At 38.5% G+C, this 26,835-nt stretch carries 15 protein-coding genes; 11 read left to right on the top strand and 4 right to left on the bottom strand.

Features of this window, described 5'->3' with window-relative positions; all coding sequences use genetic code 11:
- The first annotated feature begins 57 nt into the window (after window positions 1-57).
- On the top strand, window positions 58-930 hold the full coding sequence (locus IFO69_RS03410; protein WP_192008290.1) for a 3-keto-disaccharide hydrolase: 873 nt from the start codon (window positions 58-60) through the stop codon (window positions 928-930).
- A 38-nt stretch (window positions 931-968) separates the two neighbouring features.
- Here IFO69_RS03410 and IFO69_RS03405 read toward each other — a convergent pair whose 3' ends face one another.
- The 4 genes from IFO69_RS03405 to IFO69_RS03390 all read right to left on the bottom strand — a co-directional run bounded on the left by IFO69_RS03405 (window position 969) and on the right by IFO69_RS03390 (window position 5,734).
- Window positions 969-1,220, bottom strand: coding sequence for a hypothetical protein (locus IFO69_RS03405; RefSeq protein WP_192008288.1), 252 nt, complete (start codon window positions 1,218-1,220; stop codon window positions 969-971).
- A 266-nt stretch (window positions 1,221-1,486) separates the two neighbouring features.
- On the bottom strand, window positions 1,487-2,743 hold the full coding sequence (locus tag IFO69_RS03400; RefSeq protein WP_192008286.1) for a DUF2264 domain-containing protein: 1,257 nt from the start codon (window positions 2,741-2,743) through the stop codon (window positions 1,487-1,489).
- A 91-nt stretch (window positions 2,744-2,834) separates the two neighbouring features.
- Window positions 2,835-4,415, bottom strand: a complete 1,581-nt coding sequence (locus IFO69_RS03395) for a beta-N-acetylhexosaminidase (RefSeq protein WP_192008284.1) — start codon at window positions 4,413-4,415, stop codon at window positions 2,835-2,837.
- Between the two features lie 83 nt (window positions 4,416-4,498).
- Window positions 4,499-5,734 carry a glycoside hydrolase family 88 protein gene (locus IFO69_RS03390; RefSeq protein ID WP_192008281.1) on the bottom strand — a complete coding sequence of 412 codons (1,236 nt, stop codon included), beginning with the start codon at window positions 5,732-5,734 and terminating at the stop codon, window positions 4,499-4,501.
- Between the two features lie 256 nt (window positions 5,735-5,990).
- Between IFO69_RS03390 and IFO69_RS03385 the strand changes: the two genes are divergently transcribed.
- The 10 genes from IFO69_RS03385 to IFO69_RS03340 all read left to right on the top strand — a co-directional run bounded on the left by IFO69_RS03385 (window position 5,991) and on the right by IFO69_RS03340 (window position 26,785).
- Window positions 5,991-6,617, top strand: coding sequence for an RNA polymerase sigma factor (locus tag IFO69_RS03385; RefSeq protein WP_192008279.1), 627 nt, complete (start codon window positions 5,991-5,993; stop codon window positions 6,615-6,617).
- 423 nt (window positions 6,618-7,040) lie between these two features.
- On the top strand, window positions 7,041-8,087 hold the full coding sequence (locus IFO69_RS03380) for a FecR family protein (RefSeq protein ID WP_192008277.1): 1,047 nt from the start codon (window positions 7,041-7,043) through the stop codon (window positions 8,085-8,087).
- 52 nt (window positions 8,088-8,139) lie between these two features.
- A complete protein-coding gene (locus IFO69_RS03375) occupies window positions 8,140-11,583 on the top strand; it encodes a TonB-dependent receptor (RefSeq protein WP_192008274.1) in 3,444 nt (1,147 codons plus the stop codon).
- 29 nt (window positions 11,584-11,612) lie between these two features.
- Window positions 11,613-13,238: a RagB/SusD family nutrient uptake outer membrane protein gene (locus tag IFO69_RS03370; protein ID WP_192008272.1), complete on the top strand. Its 1,626-nt coding sequence runs from the start codon at window positions 11,613-11,615 to the stop codon at window positions 13,236-13,238.
- 62 nt (window positions 13,239-13,300) lie between these two features.
- Entirely contained in the window at window positions 13,301-16,798 is a 3,498-nt protein-coding gene (locus IFO69_RS03365) for a polysaccharide lyase family 8 super-sandwich domain-containing protein (protein ID WP_192008270.1), read from the top strand.
- Window positions 16,799-16,867: 69 nt separating this feature from the next.
- Window positions 16,868-18,823 carry a heparinase II/III domain-containing protein gene (locus IFO69_RS03360; RefSeq protein ID WP_192008266.1) on the top strand — a complete coding sequence of 652 codons (1,956 nt, stop codon included), beginning with the start codon at window positions 16,868-16,870 and terminating at the stop codon, window positions 18,821-18,823.
- A 229-nt stretch (window positions 18,824-19,052) separates the two neighbouring features.
- Window positions 19,053-19,643 (top strand): RNA polymerase sigma-70 factor, encoded by a 591-nt coding sequence (locus IFO69_RS03355; RefSeq protein ID WP_192008262.1) that lies wholly within the window; start codon window positions 19,053-19,055, stop codon window positions 19,641-19,643.
- Window positions 19,644-20,422: 779 nt separating this feature from the next.
- A complete protein-coding gene (locus IFO69_RS03350; protein WP_192008260.1) occupies window positions 20,423-21,424 on the top strand; it encodes a FecR family protein in 1,002 nt (333 codons plus the stop codon).
- A 101-nt stretch (window positions 21,425-21,525) separates the two neighbouring features.
- Window positions 21,526-25,005, top strand: coding sequence for a TonB-dependent receptor (locus tag IFO69_RS03345; RefSeq protein ID WP_192008259.1), 3,480 nt, complete (start codon window positions 21,526-21,528; stop codon window positions 25,003-25,005).
- 16 nt (window positions 25,006-25,021) lie between these two features.
- A complete protein-coding gene (locus IFO69_RS03340; protein WP_192008257.1) occupies window positions 25,022-26,785 on the top strand; it encodes a RagB/SusD family nutrient uptake outer membrane protein in 1,764 nt (587 codons plus the stop codon).
- The last annotated feature ends 50 nt before the right edge of the window (window positions 26,786-26,835 follow it).

Below are 26,835 nucleotides of genomic sequence, written 5' to 3'. Positions count from 1 at the left end.
ATGTATTTCTGTAATTTAATGGCTGTTTTAAGTATTATAAGCATATTAAAAATAATTATGAAAAAAATAGTCCTTCCAGTTTTGGTTGCTGGTTTACTAATGTCTTGCTCTAAATCCCATCAAAGTGGGGGCACTGAAACTACAGGGATAAGTTCTGAAAAAATAGGAAGTGAGTGGAAAACGCTCTTTAATGGAGAAGACATGGAAAATTGGAAAATTAAAATTTCCAAACATGATTTGAATGATAATTATGCTAATACTTTCAGGGTAGAAGATGGACTCCTAAAAGTCAGGTATGATGGCTATGATGACTTCAATAGACAATATGGGCATATTTTTTACGATCAATCTTTCTCCACTTATTTGTTACATCTGGAATATCGGTTTGTGGGAGAGCAGGCACCGAATGGTGAAGGCTGGGCCTTGAGAAATAGTGGAGCAATGCTACATGGCCAAGATCCTGAAACCATGCAAAAGGATCAGGATTTCCCGATTTCTATAGAAGGGCAGCTTTTAGGCGGGGATGGTGAACATGATCGGACAACTAGTAACCTATGTACACCTGGAACTAATGTGGTGATGGATGGAGAATTGTTTACTCCACACTGTGTAAGTTCCAGCTCTCAAACTTATCACGGTGAGCAGTGGGTGTCTGCAGATTTTCTTGTTTTGGCTGATTCTATTGTACAGCATATTGTTGAAGGAGATACTGTATTGACTTATTATTCCCCTCAAATTGGAGGTGGAAATGTTAAGGATTTTGATCCCTCAGTTAAGCAAGATGGGAAAATGCTTACAGAAGGATATATTTCCCTTCAGAGTGAGAGCCATCCAATAGATTTTAGAAAAGTGGAGATTTTTGATCTGGCACCATATATGGATAGTCAAAAGGAACTTAAGGAAGTTTTAGAGATTCTGAGAAAAAGATAGAAAAGATCTTCGGATATAAATAAAGGCATGGACTGATTTCAGTCCATGCCTTTATTTTTGTCTTTTTGATTCTTAGGTTTTTTGTAGAAGAACCACCAGAATATTCCAAGAACAATTATGACCAAGGGCAAAACGACATAAATTATAATGTCAGCAGTTGAGTTAAGGTTGATTGGTTCATCAGATCTGGGTGTTCCAGTCGGGATCTGGGCAAATAAAGGTTGGGATAAAATCAGGATTAGCCCGATTAAAGTAGAAAAAGTAATGGCCGTTTTGTCTGTGTACTTCATTATCAATTCTTTTAGTGTAAGCTGTTTTACTAATTTAATGTGTAATGGATTGATAATTAAATGATTGGGTGTTTTTTTCTTTACGGAAGAGCCTAGGAGAGGTGAATGCTAGGGTTAAAGAGGGGAAACAAGTGGATGTCCAAAACTTTTAAAGTCAGCAATGTGGATTGCGATATTTATAGAATATTTATTGAAGAACTATAAGCAGGGAGAGGAGAGAGTGAAAGTAAAAGGTGGTAATTTTTTGCCACCTTTTGCTGTATAATTTAGAAAGAAATAGCGTGATCAGCTTTGATGCTAATGCCAGACCAAGCTTTTTTGGCTGTCCAGTCTTCATTTGGAGCTGTCCAGAATTCATGATCAGCAGGAAGCCCAAGTGGTAAAAAGCCTAATGTACATAGATAAAGACTACCAGTGGAAATATAGGAATCTCCCATTTCTGGTTGGTGGCCACAAAAGCCAATGGTTAACCAACCGTCTTTATCGAATGTTCCCTCTGCTTCAAATTGTCTTTCAAGTATGGCACTCATGGCACTACGAACTTGAGCTGGAGAAATACCTTCTGGAAGGGTATTTAGTAAGGCGGTTTCTGCCAAAGGCTGGAATGCACCAATTCGGTAAGTAATGGAACGACCTACAGGAGGGTAAGTACCTTCTGGTGAAATTAACCTTTCTTGCTGCTCTGCAAATCTGGACATTCTTTTTCCTACCGTTTCATAAAGCTTTTCATAACTCTTACGTTTGGAGGCGGCAATTTTCAACACTTGAAGCATCATTGGTTGGATGACATATCCATTGTAATAGTCCATGTGAAAGTTCTGACCATCACCATACCAACCATCTCCCACATACCACTCATCATGTTTTTTGACAGCAAAGTCAATTCGCATAAAATCACCTCCTTCTCCCACATACAGAAGAAAAGCATCTAACATGGCACCAAATAAAAGCCAGTTATTGTAATAAGGAGGGATTGCCTCTTTTTGATTTTTAATTTCTTGGACAAAACGTTTTTTTACTTCCGTGTCAAGTGGATCCCACAAAGCTTCCGGGGCACGCATGATTCCATGAACCAAGAAAGCACCATCCACCAAAGGCTGTGAGCCTTTCGTCCAGTTTAAGTAGTCTGGTGAATTTGGGTCCACACTATGAGCAATACTCTTGAGGGCTTTTTCTTTTAAGTCCAAGCGCATCTTTCCTTCGGCATCATTACTGTCAGGAAGCGCAAGCCAAGGGGCTACACCCGCTAAAGTTCTGCCCAAGGCTTCAAGGTGAGTGACATTTTCTCTGCCTCTATAAGCGTTGGGAGGTGTTTCTACAGGCATGTTTTGCCTTAATTTGCCTTGACTCATTTGAGCAAGGACTGGGTTTGAGATTTTATAAAGTAGCTCTGCCCAGTAAGCTCTGGTATTTGGATTCTTCGCTTTTATGGATTCTTTTGATTCTTCTGCAGAAAGGGAATTGGGAAGTACTCCCAATGCTCCCACCGCAGGAATGTATTTGACGAATGATCGGCGGTTCATTTTAGATAGATTTACTTGTAATTATATTAATCATGCCTAATTTAGTGCGCATGGTCTAATCTTCAAATAATTCTAGGAGTTAATACAAAGATTATTTGATAATTGGTTCCGGGTGTCTGTGTGGTTCGAAAGGATCAAAGAAATATAAACTCGCTTTCTCGTATAGATCAAAATGTTTTTTGATCCTTACTTCGAAATCTTTAAAGTTTTTTTGCTCTGTCTCAGTCCAAGCTGTTTCCGCCAATGCTGCGATCCTTGGAAAGATGAGGTAGTCCAATCGATCAGTGTTAGTGACTGTTTCAGTCCATAAGTTAGCTTGCACACCAAGGATTAACTTCTCTTTTCCAGAAGGAATATCAAATGCGTTTGTTTCAAAGGAATAAACTCTTTCAAGTGGGTTGAAATTTCCTCCCCATTTTCTTCCGTATTGATCACTCTCTTGTTGGACAAAGTCAAAGTAAAATGGGATACGGGGGCAGATCACAGTCGGGATATCATTCTCTAGGAGTGTGGCAAATTGCTGAGGTTTATCATGTCGCCACCATAGTAAAATACTGTTTTCGGTAGGAAGACCTGTTTCAGCCATTTCATCCCAAGCCAAGATTTTATTATTGAGCATAAATAAAGAATCTGCCATTCTTTTCATAAAGTAGTCTTCAACTTCTTTGAGGCTCAAGAGGTTGTTGGTATGCATCAATTGGTTTACTTCTGGCAGTGAGCTCCATTGTTGGTTGCCGAAACTTACTTCGTCACCGCCCAAGTGAACCATTTGGCTGGGAAAAAGAGCATTTACTTCTTTTAATATATCGGTAAGGTATTGATAGGTTTCTTCTTTTCCTGGATTAAAAGTGAATTCGGGGTACTTCTCTGACCCTCCGCCACTGAACTCTGGGTAAGCCTTGTTGGCAGCAGTGGCATGTCCAGGCATATCTATTTCAGGAATGACCTCGATATTTCTCTCATTGGCATATCGAACAATTTCTTTGATCTGCTCTTGAGTGTAGAATTGGGCAGGTGCATAAGGGGTTGTGTTGTTTCCTATTCCTCCGACCAATGCTAGTTTTGGGTATTTTAGAATTTCGATCCTCCAACCTTGAGCATCGGTGAGGTGCCAGTGAAATTTGTTTAATTTATAATATGCCATCCAGTCCAACAGTGATTTTACCTTTTCTGTCCCAAAGAAATGTCTGGATTCATCAAGCATAAAACCTCTCCATTGATACATAGGTGCATCTTTGATTTCCCAGGCAGGGATGAGTATTTCTTTGGGTGAAAGCTTGGATTGATCTACTAGCTGAATCAATGAAATGATACCGTAAAACAACCCTTCTTCGTTAGAAGACGATATTTTGATCTCGGAATCCGAGACCAAAAGCTGATAGCTTTCATCAATTTCAGTGTCTAGTTTAAGTAGAATACTTTTGTCTTTTTGGGGTTTAGAAGCAGTGAGTGCTAATGGAAGTTGATGTTTTCTTAGCAGTTCTTTTTGTAAGTAATGCGCTTCCTCTTTTAATAATGTTGAAGAATAGAAAATGGGTGTGCTTTCTGTTAGATGAAAAAAGCCATCTCCTGGGGAGGAGGTAGTTGGGGCAGGAATGATAGGAGCTGTAGCTTGAGCAAACAATAACTGAGAGGTCAGGTAAAGCAAAAAGGTTATTAGATGGAATTTCATAATTTAATTTTTTGATTTTAGGAAATAAAAAAGCTGACAAATATAGGGTGTTTATTTGTCAGCTTTTTTTAGAGATTGGTTAATTAATCATTCAGGAACCAATCTTGGTATCTTTTCAAAGCTTCTACATAATAGTAGTCTGCATAAGTCAAAGGTACATCAACCTCAGAGTTGTGAGGCAGGGATCCAACACTGTGTTCTAGAAGAAAACCTCCGTTTTCTTTAGCCTTGGCTTGGTATTTTTCAGAAGAGAGACTGATCAACATTTTTTCTGCGGCAGCTTTATACTCATTAGCCTTGGCACTATCCTTAGTGTAACCTACCAACTCTAACAAGGCGGAGGCATTGATGGCAGCTGCAGAGGCATCTCTGTAAGTAGTGTCGGAAGCTGGAGCGTTAAAATCCCAATAAGGAACCATATCTTCTGGCATATTAGGATTGTTCAATATGAATTCAGCTATTTTCTCAGCTTGATCAAGGTATTTCTCTTCTTTTGTAGCTCTGTACATGACAGTAAACCCGTATAAGCCCCAAGATTGACCTCTGGCCCATGCCGAATCATCAGCTTTTCCCTGGTGCGTTTTTCTTGCAACAACCTCACCCGTTTCTGGGTCATAGTCAACCACATGGAAAGAGCTGAAATCATTTCTGAAGTGATTGTTTATGGTGGTGTCAGCATGTGAAATGTTGATGTTATAGTATTTATCATCTCCACTTGCCTCACTTGCCCAAAAAAGGAATTCCAAGTTCATCATGTTGTCAATGATAACTGGGTAATGCCATTTTCCGTGGTCCCAAGATTTGATTACACCGGTTTCTGGGTGGAATCTTGTAGCCAATGATTCAGCACCTTCTAGCATTACCTCTTTATAATGTTCATTGCCCGTAATTCTGTAGGCATTTCCAAAACTGCAGTAAAGCATAAATCCCAGATCATGAGTGCCTTTATTGGTTTTTTCCTTTTCTAGGATTTCAAGTTTTTGTTCGGCCAATTTTAGCATGGAAGAATCCCCGGACATTTCGAATAAATAAAGCAGGGTGCCTGGGTAAAATCCTGATGTCCACCAACCTGTACCTGATGTGATGAACTTGTCTTCAGCCTTTTCATAGGTTCTGGGCAATTTATCTTCAGGAATCAAAGTACTCATGTATTCATACTGTTGGACAGACAAGTCTACATTCTTTTGAATAAATTCCTTGGTAATCTTTTGTGAAGATAAAACTTCATTTTCCTCATGGCTGTCTGTTTTACTACCACAAGAACTGAAAACAGTCGAAAGCCCTAAAAAGGACAGGGCTAAGGTGTGCTTGATGTTCATTATATTAAGTATAGTTAATTGTTTGTCGTCGAATGAATCGATAATATTCTTGAAAAATTATCGTATTACAAACTTAAAGAGTTTAATTTTTTACAAAAGACCACTTCAAATACTGATTTTTTTAATTAAATTGATTGAAATTCACTTTTGCTATTGGATTTAGATTGCCCTGAAGTAGATTGAGTGTTTATTTAGAATCTTTTGTTTGTTTATTTTTGGGTTTTAGATAAGAAAGATATTGAAAAAAAATATTCCAATGAGTCTGAATAAGGAAAAACAAATTGTATTTCAAAATGAAAAGGCATGGCAGGCTTTTCTAGAGGGAGATGATGAAGCTCTTGCCCAGATTTATTCAGATAACATTGACAGGCTATATAATTATGGTAGGCAGTTTACAGTAAATAAACCTTTGATAAAGGATGCTATTCAAGATGTGTTTTTTCAGCTTATTGATGATAGAAAAAATCTAAACTTGGCCAGATCAGTCAAGGCTTATCTTTTTTCTTGTCTTAGAAGGAGATTATTGGAATCGATAAAAAGTGACCGAAAAATTATTGATGTTGATGAAGAATTGGTGAAAAATGAAGCTTTTTTTATTACTGTTGATCCAAATTCTTATTTTATTGATTCGAAATTATCATTGGACCAAAAGAAGCTTTTGGAGCAATTTTGCAATGAGTTACCCATTAGGCAACGGGAAATTATTATGATGAGGTTTTTTGAAAATATGCCCTATGACGAAATTGCTGAGGTAATGGGACTAGCCAACGCCAAGACGGTAAGAACCATGATGTATAGGGGCTTGAATAGGCTTTCAGACTCGCTCAATCCTTATAAATCCCAACTTTTACAGACTTTGATACTGATGGATTTTTTGAGCTGATCAATTCGGCGTCTTGTTCCAATTTATTTCCGAGCTATCTACTCTCCATATTATTAAACCGGGATAAACAGTGCTGACTCAGGTTTTTACTCTCTTAATTCTATTTATGTTATTATTCAGCAATAGGTTGGATTCATAGTTTATCTATTGAATTGTATTGGTTTTTTGTTTCTGAAACAAGGTGAGGCTTCTATAAATTTAGTCTAATACCGGCCCCAGCATTGGAGTGAAGTAGGTAGTTCTGTTGAATATTATATAGTCAAGAGACTATATTTCTCTTATGAATTCAGGGCTTTTTTTGCGGCAAATGATCATAAGAAACACTTTTCTCGAAATATTTTAAAAAAAGTCAATTTAGAAAGTGGTCGTTTTAGCAGGTTTTACCTCTGTTACTAAAAGAGAGAACTTAAGGATTTGTAAAATATGGCTTTCAAAGATGATGTTTTTAAGGAATTACTGAGAGATGAATATTTTATTCAGTGGCTCATTGCTCCTGATCACGATTCGAATCAATATTGGAATAATTGGTTAGCCGCAAATCCTGATAAGGCGCATGTGCTTAAAGAAATAAAAGCAGTTGTTAATGCAATTGAACCTAAGAAGAATCATTACCTCAACAAGGAAGAGAAGGATGAAGTGCTTGGACAGGTAATGAAATATGCAGCCGAAAAAAGCAAGTTAAAGAAGATTCAAAATGAAAAAGAAATAGGAAATCGCGTTTGGAAAGGTAAGGTGCTGATGGCAGCTTGTTTTGTGATTTTAGCCCTGCTTACCGCCAATTATTTTGGGGTATTTAATAATGCAATAGAGAAAGAGGTTCAGACTGTAGGGAAATTGATCACTAAACAAACTCCTAAAGGAACCAAGTCAAGTTTTTACTTACCTGATGGAACTTTGGTGAAGCTTAATGCATCCAGCAAGCTGGAATTTCCAGCTACTTTTTCAGATACGCTTAGAGAAGTCAAACTGATTGGTCAGGGATTTTTTGAAGTTACCAGAAATGAAGAAGCTCCTTTTATTGTGAAAACCGAAAATTTGAATGTCCAAGTTTTAGGGACTTCATTCGACATATTGAGCTACCCAAATTCGGATCGGTTTGAAGTGGCAGTGGCCTCAGGTCGTGTAGAAGTTGGCTCACGCCAGGGTTATTTGGAAATCTTAACCAAACATGAGATGACAAAACTCAATCCTACAACAGGTAAGCTTACGAAGTCGACTTTTGATCCTTCCTTCCAAATAGGATGGAAAGATGGTATTCTCTCCTTTAATGATCTCTCCTTTGATAAAGTATTTGACCAGCTTGAAATCTGGTATGGTGTGGATATCCAAGTCTCTGATGGGATTGATCTTCGAAAAAAATATACTGGTAAATATGATAATGAAAATCTGGAAAATGTACTTATCGGAATGTCCTCTATTCAGGGATTTAGCTTTGAGATAAAAGGAAAAAGAGTAAAAATATTTAGCTAAATAAATTTTATAAAACCCAAAATCTAATCATTTAAACACTAACCCATTAATTATGAAAAAACACCTATACCTTAGTTTTAAGAATGTAGGGATATTTATGATGGCTTTTCTGATAAGCTGTGGTAATATTCTTGCTCAACAATATGCCTATGTTGGTCTCGACCGACAGCAAGAATTAGGAAATGTAAAGGTTTCCATGAGAATGAAGGATGCTAGCATCGTGGAAGTTTTGAAGGAAATAGAATCTACCACTGTATTCCATATCGCATTCATGGAAGAGCAGCTTTCTAAGGAAAGAAATGTTTCGATTTCAGCCAATAAGAAATCACTTTTAAAAGTTCTGGAAGAGCTTTCAAGGGATTATAATCTGAAGTTTACCCAAGTAAATAATACCATTCATGTTGCTCCCAAGCAGATGCATGATTCATACGTGGATAAAGTAGAGCGCGATGTTTCAGGAATTGTACTTGATGAGGGTGGAATGCCTATTCCTGGTGTCAATGTTATTGTAAAGGGGACTAAGAGGGTTACGGTAACTGATATAGATGGGCTATTTTCCTTTAATAATATCTCGGAAAAATCAGTGCTGGTTTTTTCTTTCATAGGATTTGAGCAAAAAGAAATAAGTATTGAAGGTAAGGAAAATCTTCAAGTGACCTTATTTGAGGATATGTCTGATTTACAGGAAGTCGTGGTAGTTGGTTATGGTACACAGAAAAAAGCAAACCTTACCGGGGCAGTTTCGACAGTGGACTCAAAAGCGTTAGAAGACAGGCCTGTATCCAATGTGGCCACAGCTTTGCAAGGAACTACTCCAGGTCTTAATATTACCAGGACTGGAGGACAGCCAGGTAATCAAAATATAGGGATTCAGGTGAGAGGAGTAACTTCTGCGAATGGTTCCGTTAACCCTCTTTTGATGGTTGATGGTGTTCCTGCTCCGCTTTTTACCCTTCAGACTATCAATCCTAATGATATCGAATCGGTAACGGTATTAAAGGATGCTGCCGCCGCAGCCATCTATGGTGCTCAAGCTGCTGGTGGGGTGATTTTATTAAAGACAAAGTCCGGAAAGAATGGCAAGACCATTTTTGAATATTCAAACCAAATAGGGACCGAGTGGGCGCTGAATGTACCAGAAAGACTCACTCTTTTAGACGAAGCGCTTTATTCCAACCTTGCCAGAGCAAATGCTGGGGTTGGACCGGAATACAATGATCAAGCATTACAATACATTAGAGATGGTGTTGAATTTGTACCTAGCGAAACTAACTCTGATAGATGGGTAACATATAACCAACAAAGTATCAGAGATCAGGTTTTGAGAAAAACCACTCCTATGCAAACGCATAACCTTAGCGCAAGGGGAGGAACAGAAAAGTTGGACTATTTGGTCTCTTTGGGATATTACAATAAACAGGGTGTTTTCAAGCTTGGACCAGATAGTTTTGAACGATATAACGCGAGGTTCAATCTTGGAGCGCAATTGACCAAGCATTTATCACTGGATTCCAGAATCTCCTATGCGAATCATAGTACGGAGGCTCCTTCCACGGGTGCCAGTGGCTATGGTTTGTTACAGCAAGTGTATCAAGCGAGACAACGATTCCCAATCTTTATGCCTGATGGGCGTCTATTTGGCGGGGCAGGTACCTCAGGGAATAATACATATGCGATTCTTTCCCAAGGAGGATATGACAATACTGGCAGAAATGATTTTGACGGGGTATTTACAGCTACGCTTAAAGACGTTGTGAAAGGTTTAACTCTAAGGTCTATATATGGTCGACAATATAGAAGAGCTGATCGGGAAAGATTTGCAAGAACCGTTCAGCTTTGGGATAGGGGTGGTGATAGTCCTGCTTACATCTTAAACAATCCTAACGCATATGAGCTGACTAAGGACAATACGATTAATACCAGTTTTCAGTTTTTGATCGATTATGATTTGACTTTAGCGGAAAAGCATCAATTTCATGCCTTGGCCGGGTATCAATGGGAAGATTACAGGTGGACGCGGCTGTATTCAAGAGCAAATAGCTTGATCAGTAATGATTTGCCTTCATTAAATCTTGGGGATGACAATACTAAAGTAACTAACGAAAGTATCAATACTTATGCGAACCAATCTGTTTTTGGAAGGGTAAACTATAGTTATGACGAACGTTTCCTTTTTGAAGGAACCATTAGAATGGATGAAAGTTCTCGATTGGCCCCGGATTTAAGGACCAAGGTTTTTCCTGCAGCATCTGTAGGTTGGAACATGCATAGAGAGGAGTTTTTTGGAAATATCCTGCCATTTTTCTCAGAGTTTAAATTAAGAGGTTCTTGGGGACAACTCGGGAGCGCATTAGGGGGAAACATCATAGGCTATTATGATTATTTAAGTCTTTTGGCTAGAGGTTCAAATTTAGTAATGGGAGCCGATGAAACTAGGACCACTTATTTCTATGAAAGTAGTGTACCTTCATCCAGTTTGAGTTGGGAAACGATTGAGACATGGAATGGAGGTTTGGATTTGGGGTTAATAGAGAACAAACTTCAAATGAGTTTTGATTATTATGTGAAGCAAAACAAAAATATGTTGACCCCGCTTCAACTACCGGCTACTTTCGGTGTAGGTACCCCGATGATTAATAATGGTGTATTGAAATCATGGGGATGGGAGCTAGAAGTGAAGTATAGAGATCGAGTGAGTGAAGATTTTAGTTATAATGTTGGCTTTAACCTCAGTGATAACCAAAATGAGCTGATAGAATATGCAGGTAGAAATGTGGTTAGTGCCGGGAATAATGGGATTGTTGAAGGTTACCCACTTAACACAATATGGGGCTATGCAACGGCTCCTGGTTATTTCAGTTCACAGGATCAAGTAGATGCCGCTCCTTTTCAGGATAACAGAACAGGTCCTGGTGATTTACAATACATCAATCAAGATGGCAATGATCGGATCACTGTAGGGAACGGCACAACAGACGACCCTGGAGATTTAGTCCTTTTGGGAACCAACCAACAACGTATGCTTTTTGGCTTGAATGCTTCAGCGCAGTGGAAGAATTTTGATTTGTCTATATTCTTTCAAGGAGTAGGAAAGAGAAACTTCATGCCTACTCGGGATATGATTATGCCATTGAGCCAATCATGGTTTATGCCCATGAAACATCACCAAGATTATTGGACGGAAGAAAATCCTGATGCTGCTTTTCCAAGGCCTTATTTGAATGGTCATCATAATTATGTTCCATCGGACCGATGGGTGCTTGACGGAAGCTATATCAGGTTGAAGAACTTTCAGTTAGGATACTCACTTCCCGTTGAATTGATCAATAAAATCAATGTAAATAGAGCAAGGATCTTTATTACAGGCCAAGATGTATTGACATTTACTAAAATGGGAGTATTCAATGGTGTATTTGATCCTGAGAATTCCAACAATGTGCGTGCCGACTATCCCTTCTTTGGTACAGTGGCTATGGGGATAAATCTTTCTTTTTAATTGATGGCTTTAATTAAATCCAAAAAATCATGAAATATCAAAATAAAAATATTTTAGCAGGTCTACTGGCGTTGATTATTAGTTTCAGTAGCTGTGATGTGGACCGATTTCCGGAAACGGCTTTGAGTGATCCCTCCTTTTGGAGAAATGAAAATGACCTGCAGTTAGCGGCAAATTATTTATATACCTTCTTGCCTACTTTGCCAGTTACAACGGATGTATGGTCAGATGATGCCTTTGGAACTGCTCCCAATTCAATAAGCGATGGGACAAGGATTGCTCCTGCGACCGATGGAAATTATAATACTCCTTACAGGCTTATTCGTGCAGCTAATAACATCATAGAAAAAGCACCCCGGTCTTTGGAGAATGGTTTAGCGCCAGAGATAGTTGACCGTTATGTTTCCGAAGCCAAATTCTTTAGGGCTTGGGGATATTTTAATTTGGTAAAACGATACGGCGATGTGCCTTTGATTCTAGCGTCTTTGTCAGAAGATGATGAAAGATTGTTTGCTCCCGCAAATGACAGGGAGGAAGTATTAGAAGCTGTATACGCTGATTTAGATGCTGCTGCTTCATTTTTGCCTGCTCCATCTGAAATGAGTGGAGATGAATTTGGTAGAATATCGAGTACTGCTGCTTTGGGTTTTAAGTCCAGAGTAGCGCTATTCGAAGGGACAAGAGCAAAATACCATGGCTATGGAGACCCTCAGAAGCACTTGTCTTTGGCCTCGGAGGCAGCTGAAGCTTGTATAGAATCAGGAGAACACGGATTATTTGGTGATTATTTTGATCTGTATCAATATGAAGGAGAAGGGCCGGATAATCCTGAGAATATATTGGTGAAACAATATGGTGTAAGTGTTACTGAATCAATTTTGAGCCATGTGACACAGCGTAATTTAGAAACGGGTGCAGCTAACCCTACCAAAGCCTTGGCTGATGCCTATTTGATGAGTGATGGTTTGCCAATAGAGAAATCCCCATTATATGATGAGCCTGAAAGTATCATGGATGTTTTTGAGAATAGGGATCCAAGAATGCTGGCGACATTTTATAAGGAAGGAGATGAATATACTGGTACTATGCCTGTATTTAATGTGCCTAGTTTATCATTCCAGCGTACCGGTTTTGCCAACCGTAGGTATGCTAATTTAACTGATTGGCAAAATTCAAGATCCTATATTGATTATACTATCATTAGGTATGCAGAGGTATTGCTGAATTTTGCAGAAGCCACATATGAAATCAATGGTTCCATCTCTGATCAAGAACTTAACAGCAGTATCAACTTATTGCGAAACAGAGCAGGCGTAGCTCCACTCAGTAACGCATTTGCTTCAGCCAATAGCTTAGATTTGCTGGAAGAAATCAGAAGAGAAAGACGCGTTGAATTGGCCTTGGAAGGGTATCGTTATTGGGACCTTATCCGATGGAAAACTGCAGAGGACGTGCTTCCTCAAGCGATATTAGGGAATTACTATTTTGAAGATGAGTTTGGTACAGATGTAACCCCTAATGTCAATGAGGATAACATCATAGTCCTTCAGACTGAAGAGAATAGGTCTTTTGATCCTGATCGTGATTATCTATGGCCACTGCCCATTAATGAATTAGGTTTGAATCCTGCTTTAGAGCAAAATCCTAATTGGTGATTCTTTTTTTGGGATCTTGGTAAATACAAGATCCCTTTTTTTATCTCTTAACCCTAAGTGACATGCCATTAAAAAAAATCACCCTTCTAATAATTACTGTTATTTGGGTGCAATGGGGAGCTACTGCACAAACTGAATTTGAAATCATCATGGGCAGAATTTATGATGGATTTCAAAGTTCCCCTAGTACAAGCACATTGGATAGTCAGGTGGCTTCATTGCAGGCAAGTGTTAATGCTGATGGAAGTTGGCCTGATGTTGTTTATGATGATCATTCTCAAACTGATTGGTCTCCAGGGAATCACATCAGGAGGATAAGCACCTTTGCCAAAGCATATTCCAGAGCAGAGAGTGACTATTACGGAGATGCTTCTCTGAAGCAGGATATTGAGAATGCCATGAACTATTGGCTTTCATTGAATCCGGCGCCCTATAGTTCCAATTGGTTTTTTGTCAGTATCAGCATTCCAAAAGATATAGGTAATACGCTCATTGCTTTAAGGAATGCTCCGGTTGGAATAGACAGTTTGCTAGAGGCTCAAATGCTTGATTGGATGGTCAAGGGAGTATCGATGACAGTGTCTCCAGGCAAGGATGGTTCTAATTTGACAGATATTGGACAGCATTATATTATGCGAGCATGTCTTACAGAAGATAGTGCTCTGCTTCAGCATGCTGTTTCAGAAACTGGAAATTCTATAAAAATCAGCACTGGAGAAGGTATCAAGCAAGACCATTCTTATATGGCTCATGGACCTCAGCTTTATACTTATGCCTATGGTCGTGAATATGTTTCGGGAATTAGGAATATAGCCGTTAACATCACCGGAACTTCATATGCTTATCCAGCTTCTAAGGTTGCCATCTTTTCTGATTTTGTTAGAAATGGATTCATCAAAGCTTCCAGAGGAATTTATACTGATTTTAATGTTTTTGGTAGGAGTATCACTCGTCCAGGAGTTGGTAGAGCTGATGTTAACTTGATAGAACAGGTTAGGGATTTTGATTTGCCTCAATACAATGCTTCTTATGATACAGTAATTAGTAGGATGAGGCAACAGGAAGGTCCAGATTATGGTGTCTCACCGGAACATATTCATTACTGGAAAACAGATTATACCGTACATCACCGTCCAGGTTTTATGGTAGGTTTGCGGAATGTTTCCACCAGAACCGTGAAATCAGAAATGGGAAATGGTGAAAATATAAAAGGTTATTATCTCACGGATGGAGCTACTTATATTGCCACAGAAGGTGATGAATATTTTGGGATATATCCTGTTTGGGACTGGAATAAAATTCCAGGAACCACTGTGCCTGCTATTACAACCTTTCCACTTAGAGCCTCCTGGGGAGCCAATCCCGGGAAATCCAGCTTTGTTGGAGGTATTTCTGCTGGGGCTTATGGGACGAGTGTTTATGATATGAATGATTATGGCACGACAGCTAAAAAAGCTTGGTTTTTCTTTGATGATGAGGTGGTCTGTCTTGGGACAAATATCAGTTCTACAGCTCAGGAAACTATCAACACTACAGTAAACCAGACGTTGCTTGATGGTAACGTAATGGTTTCAAATGGGGGTGCCGGTTTTATATTAAGTGAAGGTAATCATGATTTTTCCAATAACCTGGATTGGGCTTGGCATGATAATGTGGGCTATGTGTTTCCAAATAGTGGCAATCTCTATCTGAGCAATCAACCACAAACGGGAAGTTGGAACAGCATTAATCAAAATCAATCCTCAGAAACAGTGAATGAGGAGGTGTTCAAGCTTTGGTTTGACCATGGTGCGGAGCCTTCTGATGTTGAATATACTTATGTTCTATTGCCAGGGAAAACAGCCAGTGAAACCGAAAATTATGATCTGGACAATTTAGAATTTATTTCCAATAATGATTCTGCCCAAGTGGTAAAGCATATCGCTTTGGATATGGTACAAGCTGTATTTTATCAAGCTGGAGCATATCAATTTGGAGATTTTAAAATCAATGTTAGCAAACCATCGGTGATTTTATTGAAAAATGTTAGCAGTTCGTCAATTGATGTCTATGCTGCAGATCCAAGTCAGGGCTTTACGGGTACTTTTCGGGTAGGTATAGAGACTCCATCATTAGGAAACATGAAAATGATTGATTTGGCTTTCCCTGAAGGAGAGAATGCAGGAAGCACTATCGAAGGAGTTGTTGATTTAAATGCACCAGATTTTGAAGAATTAATAGAGCCCGTTGTATTGGTTGCGATAGAGGATGCTTATGTAAGGGACGGGAATTACGCAGATACCAACTTTCACTCAGGCAATTTGGTGGTAAAAAAGGATGGTGTTGGATATGCTCGAGAGAGTTACATTAAGTTTAATCTGGCAAGCCTTCCCACTCAATTGGACAGTGTGCACCTCAAGCTTTGGCTAAATAATGCCAATACAACAATTACTAATACAAGCTGGGAATTTTATAAGGTAATTGATGATAGCTGGCAGGAAAAAGAAATCACTTGGAATTCAAAACCAGATGTGAATAGTTTATTGGGAGAGGTGAATGGGGTTTCGGCAGGAAGATTTATAGAATTGGATGTGACGGCCGCAGTTTTAGAGCAGTTGCAGTCGGATGGAGTGTTTTCACTGAAAATCATCAGTACCTATCAAGGCAGTACAACAGATGCCCAGTTTGCATCTAGGGAAAATACCACTATGGAGTATCGTCCAAGTCTGATGATTTATAAAAAAGCGATCATTGAAGGTGAAAGTGGTAGTACAGCAGCCTTAGGAGATGCTTTCGTTCAAGAGACGGATGGTAGCGGTGATGCAAGTAATAAAAACTATGGTGCAGCTGGTTTTTTAGCGGTTCAAAAAGGAGGTTATGAAAGAGAAGCATTTTTGAAATTCTCAATGGCAGATATTGAAGGAGAGGTGCTTGAAGCGAAATTAAATCTATACAGTTTGTCAGCAGCCAGTGGGACAAGTTGGGAGTTGTACAGCTTGGAAGATCATTCTTGGCAAGAGGGGGCTGGTAATTGGCAGGGAAATGGGACATTCGGACTGACATGGAATAATGCTCCCAATGCCAATGGACCACTAGTGACTGTGCCTGGAAGTTCTCAATCTGGATATGTTAGTTTTGATATTTCAGGATTTATTCAGCAATTAGATCCCAATCAAGATACTGTATCATTTAAATTGGTTTCCACCATCCCAGGAGTATATACCGCTTTTTCTTCCAAAGAAAGTAATGATGTAGGACAGCATCCAGTCTTAGAGTATATTCTTGAGCCTGAAGAAGCATCTAGTCCAAATGGAATTGGTGAAAATCCTCGGGAAAAAGCGATCAAAAACAAGGTGTTGCTTTTCCCAAACCCAATTGAGGGAATGGGGACTGTTCATTCAGAAAAGATGATCAGGTCAATCATGATAAGGGATAAGAGCGGAAAAGTAGTGATGCAGAAGGAGCAGTTGAATGACTACTCTTTTGAGGTGGATTTAACGGGAGTTAAGAATGGGATGTATTATATTATTATCCAGGGAGACGACTTTGTGGAGGTAAAAAAAGCCGTCAAAAGGCATTAATTTTAATAGGATTTCGGGGCTTTTTTCTCTTAGGAAACAGCCCTGAAATTTTGGAAAAGTAAGGTAATTATGATAAAACGCATTTTTGTAATTCAGAAATTAACACAAACATATCTGATAGCAGCATTACTCATGATGCCATTTTTGGTAGTCGCTCAGGAGAAACGGGATTTATTGCAAAAAGATCTTAAACAGGCAGACATTGACGCTTGGGTTGGTGTTCCTGAGAAAATTTTCCCTGATAAAGCCTCTTTAAAGAATAGCTTTGAAGTACTGCCTGAAGATGTTCTGTGTAAGATCCAAGTGGATGCTCGAAAGGCCATGGAATATGAATGGCCAAGTATACCTGTTTCTGCTTATTTGGATTTTGTAAGAAATGGAGATAGAACCAGGATGCAATCCTTTCAGAATAGTAGGATCTCAGCTTTGAAAAGCTTGGTTTTGGCTGAGCTTTCAGAACAAGAAGGGAATTATCTGGATCCCATAGCTGATGGTGTTTGGGCAATTTGTGAGCAATCTACTTGGGTGCTTTCTGCTCACCTTAACGCTCAGAAAGATAGGTCTGGTGTTCCTGATGTCTCAGAACCTGTTATTGACCTAGGAGCAGGGGAGGTGGCCAATTTGCTGGCATGGATCCATTTTTATTTTAGAAGCGAATTAGAAAATATATCTCCGCTACTGGTACAACGAATAGAAACCGAGCTTGATGAAAGGATCATATCTCCTTATCTAGCCAGAAATGATTTTTGGTGGATGGGATTTGACGGATCCTTTGTGAATAATTGGAATCCTTGGTGTAACTATAATGTCTTATTGACAACCTTTCTGGTTGTGGATGATCAAAGGGTTAAGCAGGAAGTATATAAGAAGAGCATTCGGTCAGTGGATCAGTTTATTAACTATTATAAGTCAGATGGTGCCTGTGAGGAGGGACCCGCTTATTGGGATCATGCTGCAGGGAAAATGCTGGAATACCTTGAGTTAATCCAAAAAATATCTAATAATGAAATATATCTTGGAGATCATCAATTGATACAAAAAATGGGTAATTATATCCGTAAAACACATATTCAAGATGAATATTTCGTGAATTTTGCAGATGCTTCAGCCAGCTTGAAAGCCCATCCAGGTATTATCTACAGATATGGTAAATATATTTCGGATGACTACCTAAAAGGGTTTGCCGCTGACATTGCTCTAAAGGGTAGTTTCTCAGTCTCTCCTTTTAGTGGAAGTATGGATAGAATGTTACATAACTTGTGTCAATATGAAGAGCTTTTGGCCCAAACTCCGTATGCAGGTCAAGAATCCTCTTTTTTATATCCAGAAACTGAAATTATTGGGGGAAGGTCTACCGGAGGTTTCTTTTTTGCGGCAAAAGGGGGGCATAATAATGAGAGTCATAATCACAATGATGTAGGGTCTTTCATTCTTTATTTTGATGGGAGACCTGTTTTGATTGACATAGGTGTGGAGATATATTCTGCAAAAACCTTTAGTGGTAATAGGTATGAGATATGGACCATGCAGTCAGACTTTCATAATCTTCCCAAAATCAATGGGTTTTCCCAAAAGGCAGGAAAGATATACAAGGGAGATAATGTTGACTTTGATATCAGTGGGAGGAAGCTGAAATTTAACTTAGATATCAGTAAGGCTTATCCCACAGAAGCCAAATGTGAATTTTGGAATAGAAGCTATGAATTTGATAGGAAGAGTGCAAAATTGGAGATACGAGAACAGTTTGAACTAAAAGAGTTTGAGGCAAGGAGCGAATTGCACTTTATGTGCTTTGAAAAACCAGTACTGGTGACAGGTGGAGTAGTTAAAATTGGAGAGAAAGACGGAAAGTCTGTTCTTTTGAAATACCCGAGCAACGATTTATCCTTTGAAGTAGAGGAATGGGAGATGGAGGATTCGCGCCTTCAGAAAGCATGGACAAAAAAAGAAGTTTTTAGATTGGTTTTAAAGCAAGAAGAGGAAAAAATAAGGGATGAGTGGCAAATTTTAGTGGTGATTGAATAAAAAAATAACCTAATTTTGGCCTAGGTCAGAAGTGCAAAAAAATATAAGTAAAGTATAGTAAATGCATAAAAGGTAGGGAATGCATTATTGATTAGCTAGAGCAAGTTAAATTTCTAATAATTTAGTTTCGAAAGATAATCCATTATGATGCTAGGTAAATCGAAATAAAATGTTTCCGTAATGTTTTATTTAGAATAAATAATTTATAAGTTTAGGGCTCCTGTACAAAATGAGAGCCCTACTAAACTATACTGATCTTGAGTTGATTACCCTGTTAAGGCAAGGTGAATTAACGGCTTTTGATGAGCTGTATTACCGCTATGTGCCAAAAGTTTTGGGTTTTGCGAAAACCTTTATTTTGGATAAAGACGAAGCGGAAGAAGCAGTCCAAGAAGTCTTTATTAAAATTTGGGAAAAAAGAGATACGTTAAAAAGTGAGTTGAATTTTAAAAGTTATCTCTTTGTAGCGGTAAAAAACCAAGTTTATAATAAACTCAGAAATGCCAAAAAATTTGTTCGGGTTGAAGATCTGGAGATAGATGTGGCTTCTACTGAGATGCATGTCGATGATGAATTGGCTTATCATGAATTAGAACAGGCAACTTTTGGTTTGTTGGATCAATTGCCTCAAATTCAGAAGAAGGTCTTTACATTAAACAAGTTGGAAGGCTTGAGCCATAAAGAAATAGCGGCTATGTTGAATATTTCCGTTAGGACGGTGGAACATCATGTGTACCTAGCGAGTAAACAATTACGGGCCAGTATTTTGCAACATGCTTCCATCGTCAGTGTTTTTGTGGTTTTTATGTTGAATAGCTAAGAAATCGTTTCATTCCCCGCCCCAAAAAAAATAGTACTATTCATCATTTTTGTGCGTATTTGCTGATAACTGAGCAAGGTCATGAAAGCACAGCGTCTCATTCAATCAAAATTCCATTTGCAAGTTAAAAGTGAACTAATAGTGCCTGTCCGAATTATCAGGATAAAAAAGATGAACACGGATTTGCAATGGTTGGATAATCATATTTTTAGTTCACTTGTGTTTGGGTAAAATGAAATATTGTAAAGAAAGCTTAGTGCTACCAAAGTAATCTTGTCTTCTCGACTTTTTCGTTTGATCCATGATTTTTAATTAATGATATAACTTCGTTTGAAAAGGGAATATGTATATCCACAATTCTACCAGTAAAGATTAAAAGCGAGTAGAAACTACCCTTTTGATTTAAGTATCAAGGGCTTCGGTCTTCAGGCATCAGTTCTACCTAGCCGTTAGGCAGGCTTCCGACCACTTGAGCAAAGGATGTATGGTTACTGGCATCAAAGCGGATAATCAGAAAAGGGAATGTAGTTCCCGGTACCTAAGCATGTTGTTTACATAAAAAAGTTAAAAATTATAAAAATATTTTATCGAAATTAAAATCTGTTATTTTCATTTTTTTAAGGTTTAAATTCTGTCATTGTGCATTTATATACTTGTTTTTAATCAATTGTTTTATTTTTGTGGAATTCAACTTTTTGGTGTTAATAAAAAATTAAAGTTTCATTAAGTAGTTCGCCCTTCCCAAGTGTATTACCCCCAGAAGACCACATAAAACGAAAGTGAATAAAGATAAACTCATAAGATTTTTAAACAACAAAGCTTCAGTAGGAGAAAAGCAGGAAGTGAGCCAATGGCTGGAAAAGCCTAAAGCTCAGCAAAAGCTGGATGCCTTAATGGAGAAAACTTGGGAGGAATCGGAAATCTCCGATAGTAAAGAGGATAAAGAGAGAATTTTAGACAATATCCATAAAAAGATTAGAAAGGAGAATGAGAGGCCATTGCAAAATAAAGGAAAGAAGCTATGGTGGCCTTCCCTAAAGATAGCAGCTTCCGTGTTGCTGATAGGGCTTATTACTTTTGCAGTATATCGTCAGGTCTATCACTTGGATGTGCCTGAAGTGAAAGAAGAGCTGATAGTCTACACCAGAGAGGCTAAAAGTGGTCAAAAACTTAAACTGAGATTACCAGATCAAACCTTTGTTATTCTAAATGCCAATTCATCATTGAGTTATTCCTCTGAGTTTGGTAAAGAGATTAGAGAAGTAAGCCTTAAAGGAGAAGCTTTTTTTGAAGTGGCATCTGATAAGGAGCATCCTTTCAAAGTAAGGACAGAGAACTTAGTGACCACAGCTTTAGGTACTGCATTTAATACTTCCTCAAGGGATGGTGATGTCAAAGTGGCTTTGACGGAAGGAAAAGTGAAGGTGGAGCAGTTGGGGCCGTCCAATGGGGATAATGAGGTTTTACTTGTTCCTGGTCAAATGGCCAGCTTTACTTCTGAAGAAAATTATATGCTTCAGGTGGAGACTTTTGAGCCTTTGAAAGTGACGGCCTGGAAAGAGGGAAGGATTAGGTTTCAAAGCAAAAAGCTAAAGGATGTAATCGAAAATTTGGAGCAATGGTATTCAATAGATATTGAGTTGGGTAAGGGCGTGAAAGCCAGTAGGAAAGTTTCAGGCTTGTTTGATAACGAGAGCTTGGAAAACATCCTTAATGGATTGTCTTTTTCCTTAGGTATCAAATACGAAATAAAAGAAAATAAAGTAATCATTAACACATAATAATTGCCTATGATACAAAAAACAGGACAGTCATCCATCGCCAAATAGATTGACTGCCCTGAGAGTTTCAAGTGACTAACCTTAAAACATTTAACTAAATTATGAAAAGAAAATTACTAGACCTAATAATAATGGTGTCTAAAAATCTGCTATACGGCATAATTATACAATGCTTATTTCTTTCGACTTTGATGGCGAAGGAGGGGAATGCACAGATAAAGCCACTTGATAAGGCTTTTGTGAAAGTTGAAAAGCGCGACTGGACCGTGAAGGCACTATTTGAAGAGATGGAACGCAAAACGGATTACGTTTTTGTTTATCCTGACGATGTAGTTGATAATAAACCCATGGTGAGTATTGGTAATGAAGAACTTTCAGTAGAGATGGTTCTTACAGAAATCGCCAAAACCACCGGACTAAAATTTAAGCAAGTCAATAACAGCGTTTATGTTGGAAGACAACGTGATATTATTAAAGCTGTTGAAGCTAATATCGTGGCAGTAGAAGTAAGCGGTGTTATAACTGATAAAGATGGCAACCCACTTCCGGGAGTTGCTATTGTAGAAAAAGGTACTACTAATGGTACTGTGACAGATTTGGATGGACAATATTCCATTAATGTTCAAGAAGGTGGTGAACTTGTCTTTTCCTTTGTTGGGTTCAAGACGAGGACAGTTCAAGTTGGAAGTAATAGCCAAATTAATATTATACTTGAAGAAGATTTAGGTGATCTGGACGAAGTGGTTGTGGTAGGTTATGGTACCCAAAAGAAGAGTACCCTTACTGGTTCCGTGACGGATTTGAAAGCGGATAAACTTGCGAAAAATCCAACAACCAACGTTAAAGGACTTTTAGTAGGGCAAGTTCCAGGTCTAGTTACAAACCAAAACCCTGGGCTTCCAGGTGCGGATAATGTCAGCATCAGCATTAGAGGATTTGGTGCTCCTTTGGTTATTGTAGATGGAGTAGAATCTTACTTGGATCGTCTTGATCCAAATGATATAGAAAGTATTTCGGTCTTGAAGGATGCCTCTGCAGCGATTTATGGCGCGCGTGCAGGTAATGGCGTTATTTTGGTAACTACAAAAAGAGGTACTTCAGGAAAACCTAAGATTTCATATCACGGGTACTTTGCAACTCAGAAAAGATTAACTTTTCCTGAGCAGGTTGATGCTGGAAGCTTTATCAAATTAGGAAGAGATGCTGTTTTCAATACACAATTTGATCCCGCAAATCCTGACGCAGATATTTCCTATGGAACATTGTTTACTGAAGAAAATCTAGAAAAATATACAGCTCCTGGTGCACCAAGCTATGATTGGGCAAACGCAACTGTGAAAAAAGGAGGTTCTCCTTTGCAGAATCATAATTTAAGCCTTAGGGGTGGAAGTGAAGATGTGAAGTATTATTTCAGTATAGGTATGCAAGACCAATCTGGTATCTTCAATGGAGATTATGACTATAGTAAATTTTCCATCACCAGTAATACTGATATCAAGCTTTCAGAAGGATTGGACCTTAAGTTGAATGTAAGCCACATTAATGAGCAGCAGGATTATGCTGCATCTGCTATTGGCGATATATGGAATGATTTAAGGACAGCTCAGCCTATTTATCCGACTTCTTTACCTGATCCAACTAAAAATCCATATTCTGGATTTAATGCTCGTTCTCCGGTAACTAGAATTCAAAAAGATGTCGTTGGCTATGAGAATACCAATAAAAAGACAACCGCTGGTGCCGTTGAGCTAAGCTATAATTTGCCTTTCTTTAAAGACTTGACATTAGGAGCTAGAACGAATTTTAGGTTCAGAACTGGTGTAAGAGAAGAATTGACCAAGTTTTATCAAGTTTATTCCTACAATCCTGACGATATCACAGATACTTATGATGGGTATCAACTTGAAGGTTCAGCAGGCATTAATTCGTATACTAAGGAAATATTCGGGCCTAGCGATCCAAGAAGTAGATTTCTTTATAGAGGGTATGCAAGATATGATAAAGACATATCTAAGCATAATATCTCGTTTTTGGCTTTTGGAGAAAGAGAGGACAATGTATATAATAGATTGCAAGTTACTAGAAGAGATTTACTCTCTCCTGATATCCCTGAAGTGAGCGGGGCCAATGAATTGACCACAACAGCAGGTACAGGACGTGATGTGGAATACACCCGTATTAGTTTTGCAGGAAGATTGAATTATTCCTTTGATGAAAAATACCTTTTTGAAGCAACCTTGAGAGCAGATGCCAGCTCTAAGTTTGGACCTAAAGTAAGATGGGGTTACTTCCCGTCTGTTTCTGCAGGGTGGAATATTGCTAGGGAAGACTTTATGAAAAATGCAGAGGTGTTTGATCAATTGAAGTTGAGACTTTCCTATAGTCAGACTGGAGTTGATAATAATTTAGGAAACACTTCTTTTGAGTATTTATCTGGTTTTGAGGAAAGAACAGGTAATATTTATCTTCTTGATGGACAGCAAGTGCCTCAAATCCAAACGAGTGGTTTACCAAATGCGTTGGTTACTTGGGAAGAAACAACATTGTATAATGCGGGGGTTGACTATACTTTATTTGGTGGACGTGTATTTGGTAGCTTTGATGGGTTTTACAGATATCGTGATGGTCTCCTAAGGCTACCTTTGGAGTCATTACCGGGTACTTTTGGAGCAGCTCTTCCTCAGGTTAATCTTGATGCAAGAAGTAATAGAGGTTTTGACGCGTCTTTAGGTGTGAAAGGTGCAGTTGGAGATTTCCAATATAATGTAGTGGCAGGTGTTGGATATACTAGAGAGAAATATGAAAAGTACCAAGAAGATATCAACGAGACAGATCCTGTACAGGTTAAATTTAATAAAAGAACAGGTCGATGGGTAAACCAAGTGTTTGGGTATAAATCTGATGGACTTTTTAACTCTCAAGCAGAAGTTGATGAATATTTGGATACTTATACTTTTGAAGATATCAATGGAACACCAAAACCTGGTGACATTCGATATGTTGATATCACAGGTGATGGAGTGATCAATAGAGAAGATAGGTATGAAATTGGATATGGGAATGATCCTCAATTGACTTATAGTCTAAGCCCAAGCTTTACCTATAAGAATTTCAATTTATCCATGCTATGGCAAGGAGGATCTCAATTTAATGTGTTTATAAGTGGAGCGTATAGAGGACCATTCAATAATGAGCAGGTTCCATTGAAATTGCATGAAGAGTATTCTTGGACCCAAGATCCTGCGAATCCTGGAGTAGGATCCAATCCAAATGCTCAATTGCCTGCATTTAATAGAGATGGTACAAGAACATGGAATGATCTTCAGTCAGATTTCTGGATGAAGGATGGTACTTATATGAGATTGAAAACGGCTACATTGTCCTATAGCTTGAGTAAGGAAGTTCTGTCTAGAATAGGTTTGGATAGAGTCACTGTTTATGTGTCAGGCGACAATATAGTTTCTTTCAATAAATTGGGGATTTTCAAGGGGAATCTTGACCCTGAAGAAGCTTCGCAACCAAATGCCTTCAATTTGCCTTTGTTAAGGACGATGTCTTTTGGTGTTCAAGTAGCATTGTAATTTAAAGTAGACAGCAATGAAAAACATAAGAAATATATTATTACCACTTTGTATCTTCATGCTATTTTCATGTGAAGATGAGTTGACTAAGGTTCCGGATTTTATTTCGGAGGATAATGTGTTTGAATCAGAACCTTTGACTGAAGCCTATTTGGCTAATGTTTATCAGGATATAAGATTCTTTAATTGGGGAGGACAAGCTGGATTAAATATAGGTATGATACCTGCGATTGGCGGCGAACATATTTGTTTTGCTGATTGGCAAGACCCTAATACCACCTACCAAAGGACATATTCAGCAGCAGCTGGTGATGGACCAGTTGGATATTATCCATGGAACAATATTAGAGATGTAAATTACATGATTGAAAATATTGTAGAAAGCACTTCATTTAACCAGGATTATATCAATGCCAAAGCAGCTGAAGCTAAGTATCTAAGAGCTTATATGTATTTTGAAATGGTAAAACGTTATGGTGGAGTACCTTTGATTACCAAAGTTCAAGATGTGAATGACCCTGAGGAGGAACTTTATCCTAGCAGAAATACGGAGCAAGAAGTGTATGATTTCATTATTTCTGAACTGGATTCAGCAATTCCATATTTGAGTGCTGAGCCTATTGGGGGGCAAGGTCGTGCTGACAAATGGGCAGCATTGTCTCTTCAAAGCCGAGCAGCATTATATGCAGCAAGTATAGCCAATTTTGGACAGGTTCAAATTGAAGGAGTTGTTGGAATTCCTAATTCCTTAGCTCAGAGCTATTACCAAAAGAGTTATGACGCTTCTAAGGAAATCATTGAATCTGGAAATTTTGTCCTCTATAATGAGTACAGTGATAAGGTAGAGAATTATATCAACTTGTTTATAGATGATAATAATAGTGAGGTGATTTTTGCTCAGGTGTTTGAGCCAATTATCAAGGGGACAAGTTTCGATAACCTTGCTTTTCCTGCAGAATTTAGAGCGGGTTGGGGCTGCAATTTCCCAGTATTGTATGATATGGTTGAGTTGTTTGATTTCCAAGACGGAACCTTAGGAACGTCAATTAGTAGAGATGAATTTAACGCCAATAACAAGTGGGATATAGATGAATTCTTTGGAAACAGAGATCCTCGTTTTAGGGCATCTGTATTCTATCCGGAAACAACCTTTAAAGGAGGTTTGATTTATTTCCATAGTAGCACCCTTTATACCAACGGCCAAGGCCAAAAGGTAGAAGTTAGTTCAGGTAATCTTGACAGAAATGGCGAGGTTTGGCCTGCTTCTGCACATGCCAGAAACGTAAGAAATACAGCTTTACTCAGAAGAAAAAATGTAAACGAGAACCTCGACCTGCCTATTAGCGGTGATTCAGGACAGGATTTTGCGATTTTCAGATTAGGAGAGATCTATTTGAATTTGGCAGAAGCTGCTTACTACCTTAATCAAATGAATGAGTCCCTTGACGCAGTTAACATGATTAGAGAAAGAGCAGGAATGCCTCTTTATGATCAGATTTCTGAGGAAAACTTGAGAAAAGAAAGACAGGTTGAATTGTGCTTTGAAACACATAGATATTGGGATCTAGTGAGATGGAGAACAGCTCCTGACTATTTGGATAATGTTAGGATGAAAGGTTTGGTGTTTAAGTATGATCTTGACGAAGACAGATATATCATCACATTAAAAAATGCAGAACCAGTAACTAGGGAGTTTGGTCCAGAGAGATTCTACTTTCCCATCGATCAAGGGATCATAGCTGATAATCCAAATTGGGTTCAGAATCCAGGCTACGAATAAATATAAATGATTTTTGAGATGAAAGGGCCAGTAATTTTACTGGCCTTTTT

The sequence above is a fragment of the Echinicola arenosa genome (assembly GCF_014841125.1).
GTDB lineage: Bacteria > Bacteroidota > Bacteroidia > Cytophagales > Cyclobacteriaceae > Echinicola > Echinicola arenosa.
The sequence above is the reverse complement of the archived record's forward strand: the minus strand, read 5'-3'. Positions and strand labels throughout refer to the sequence as shown.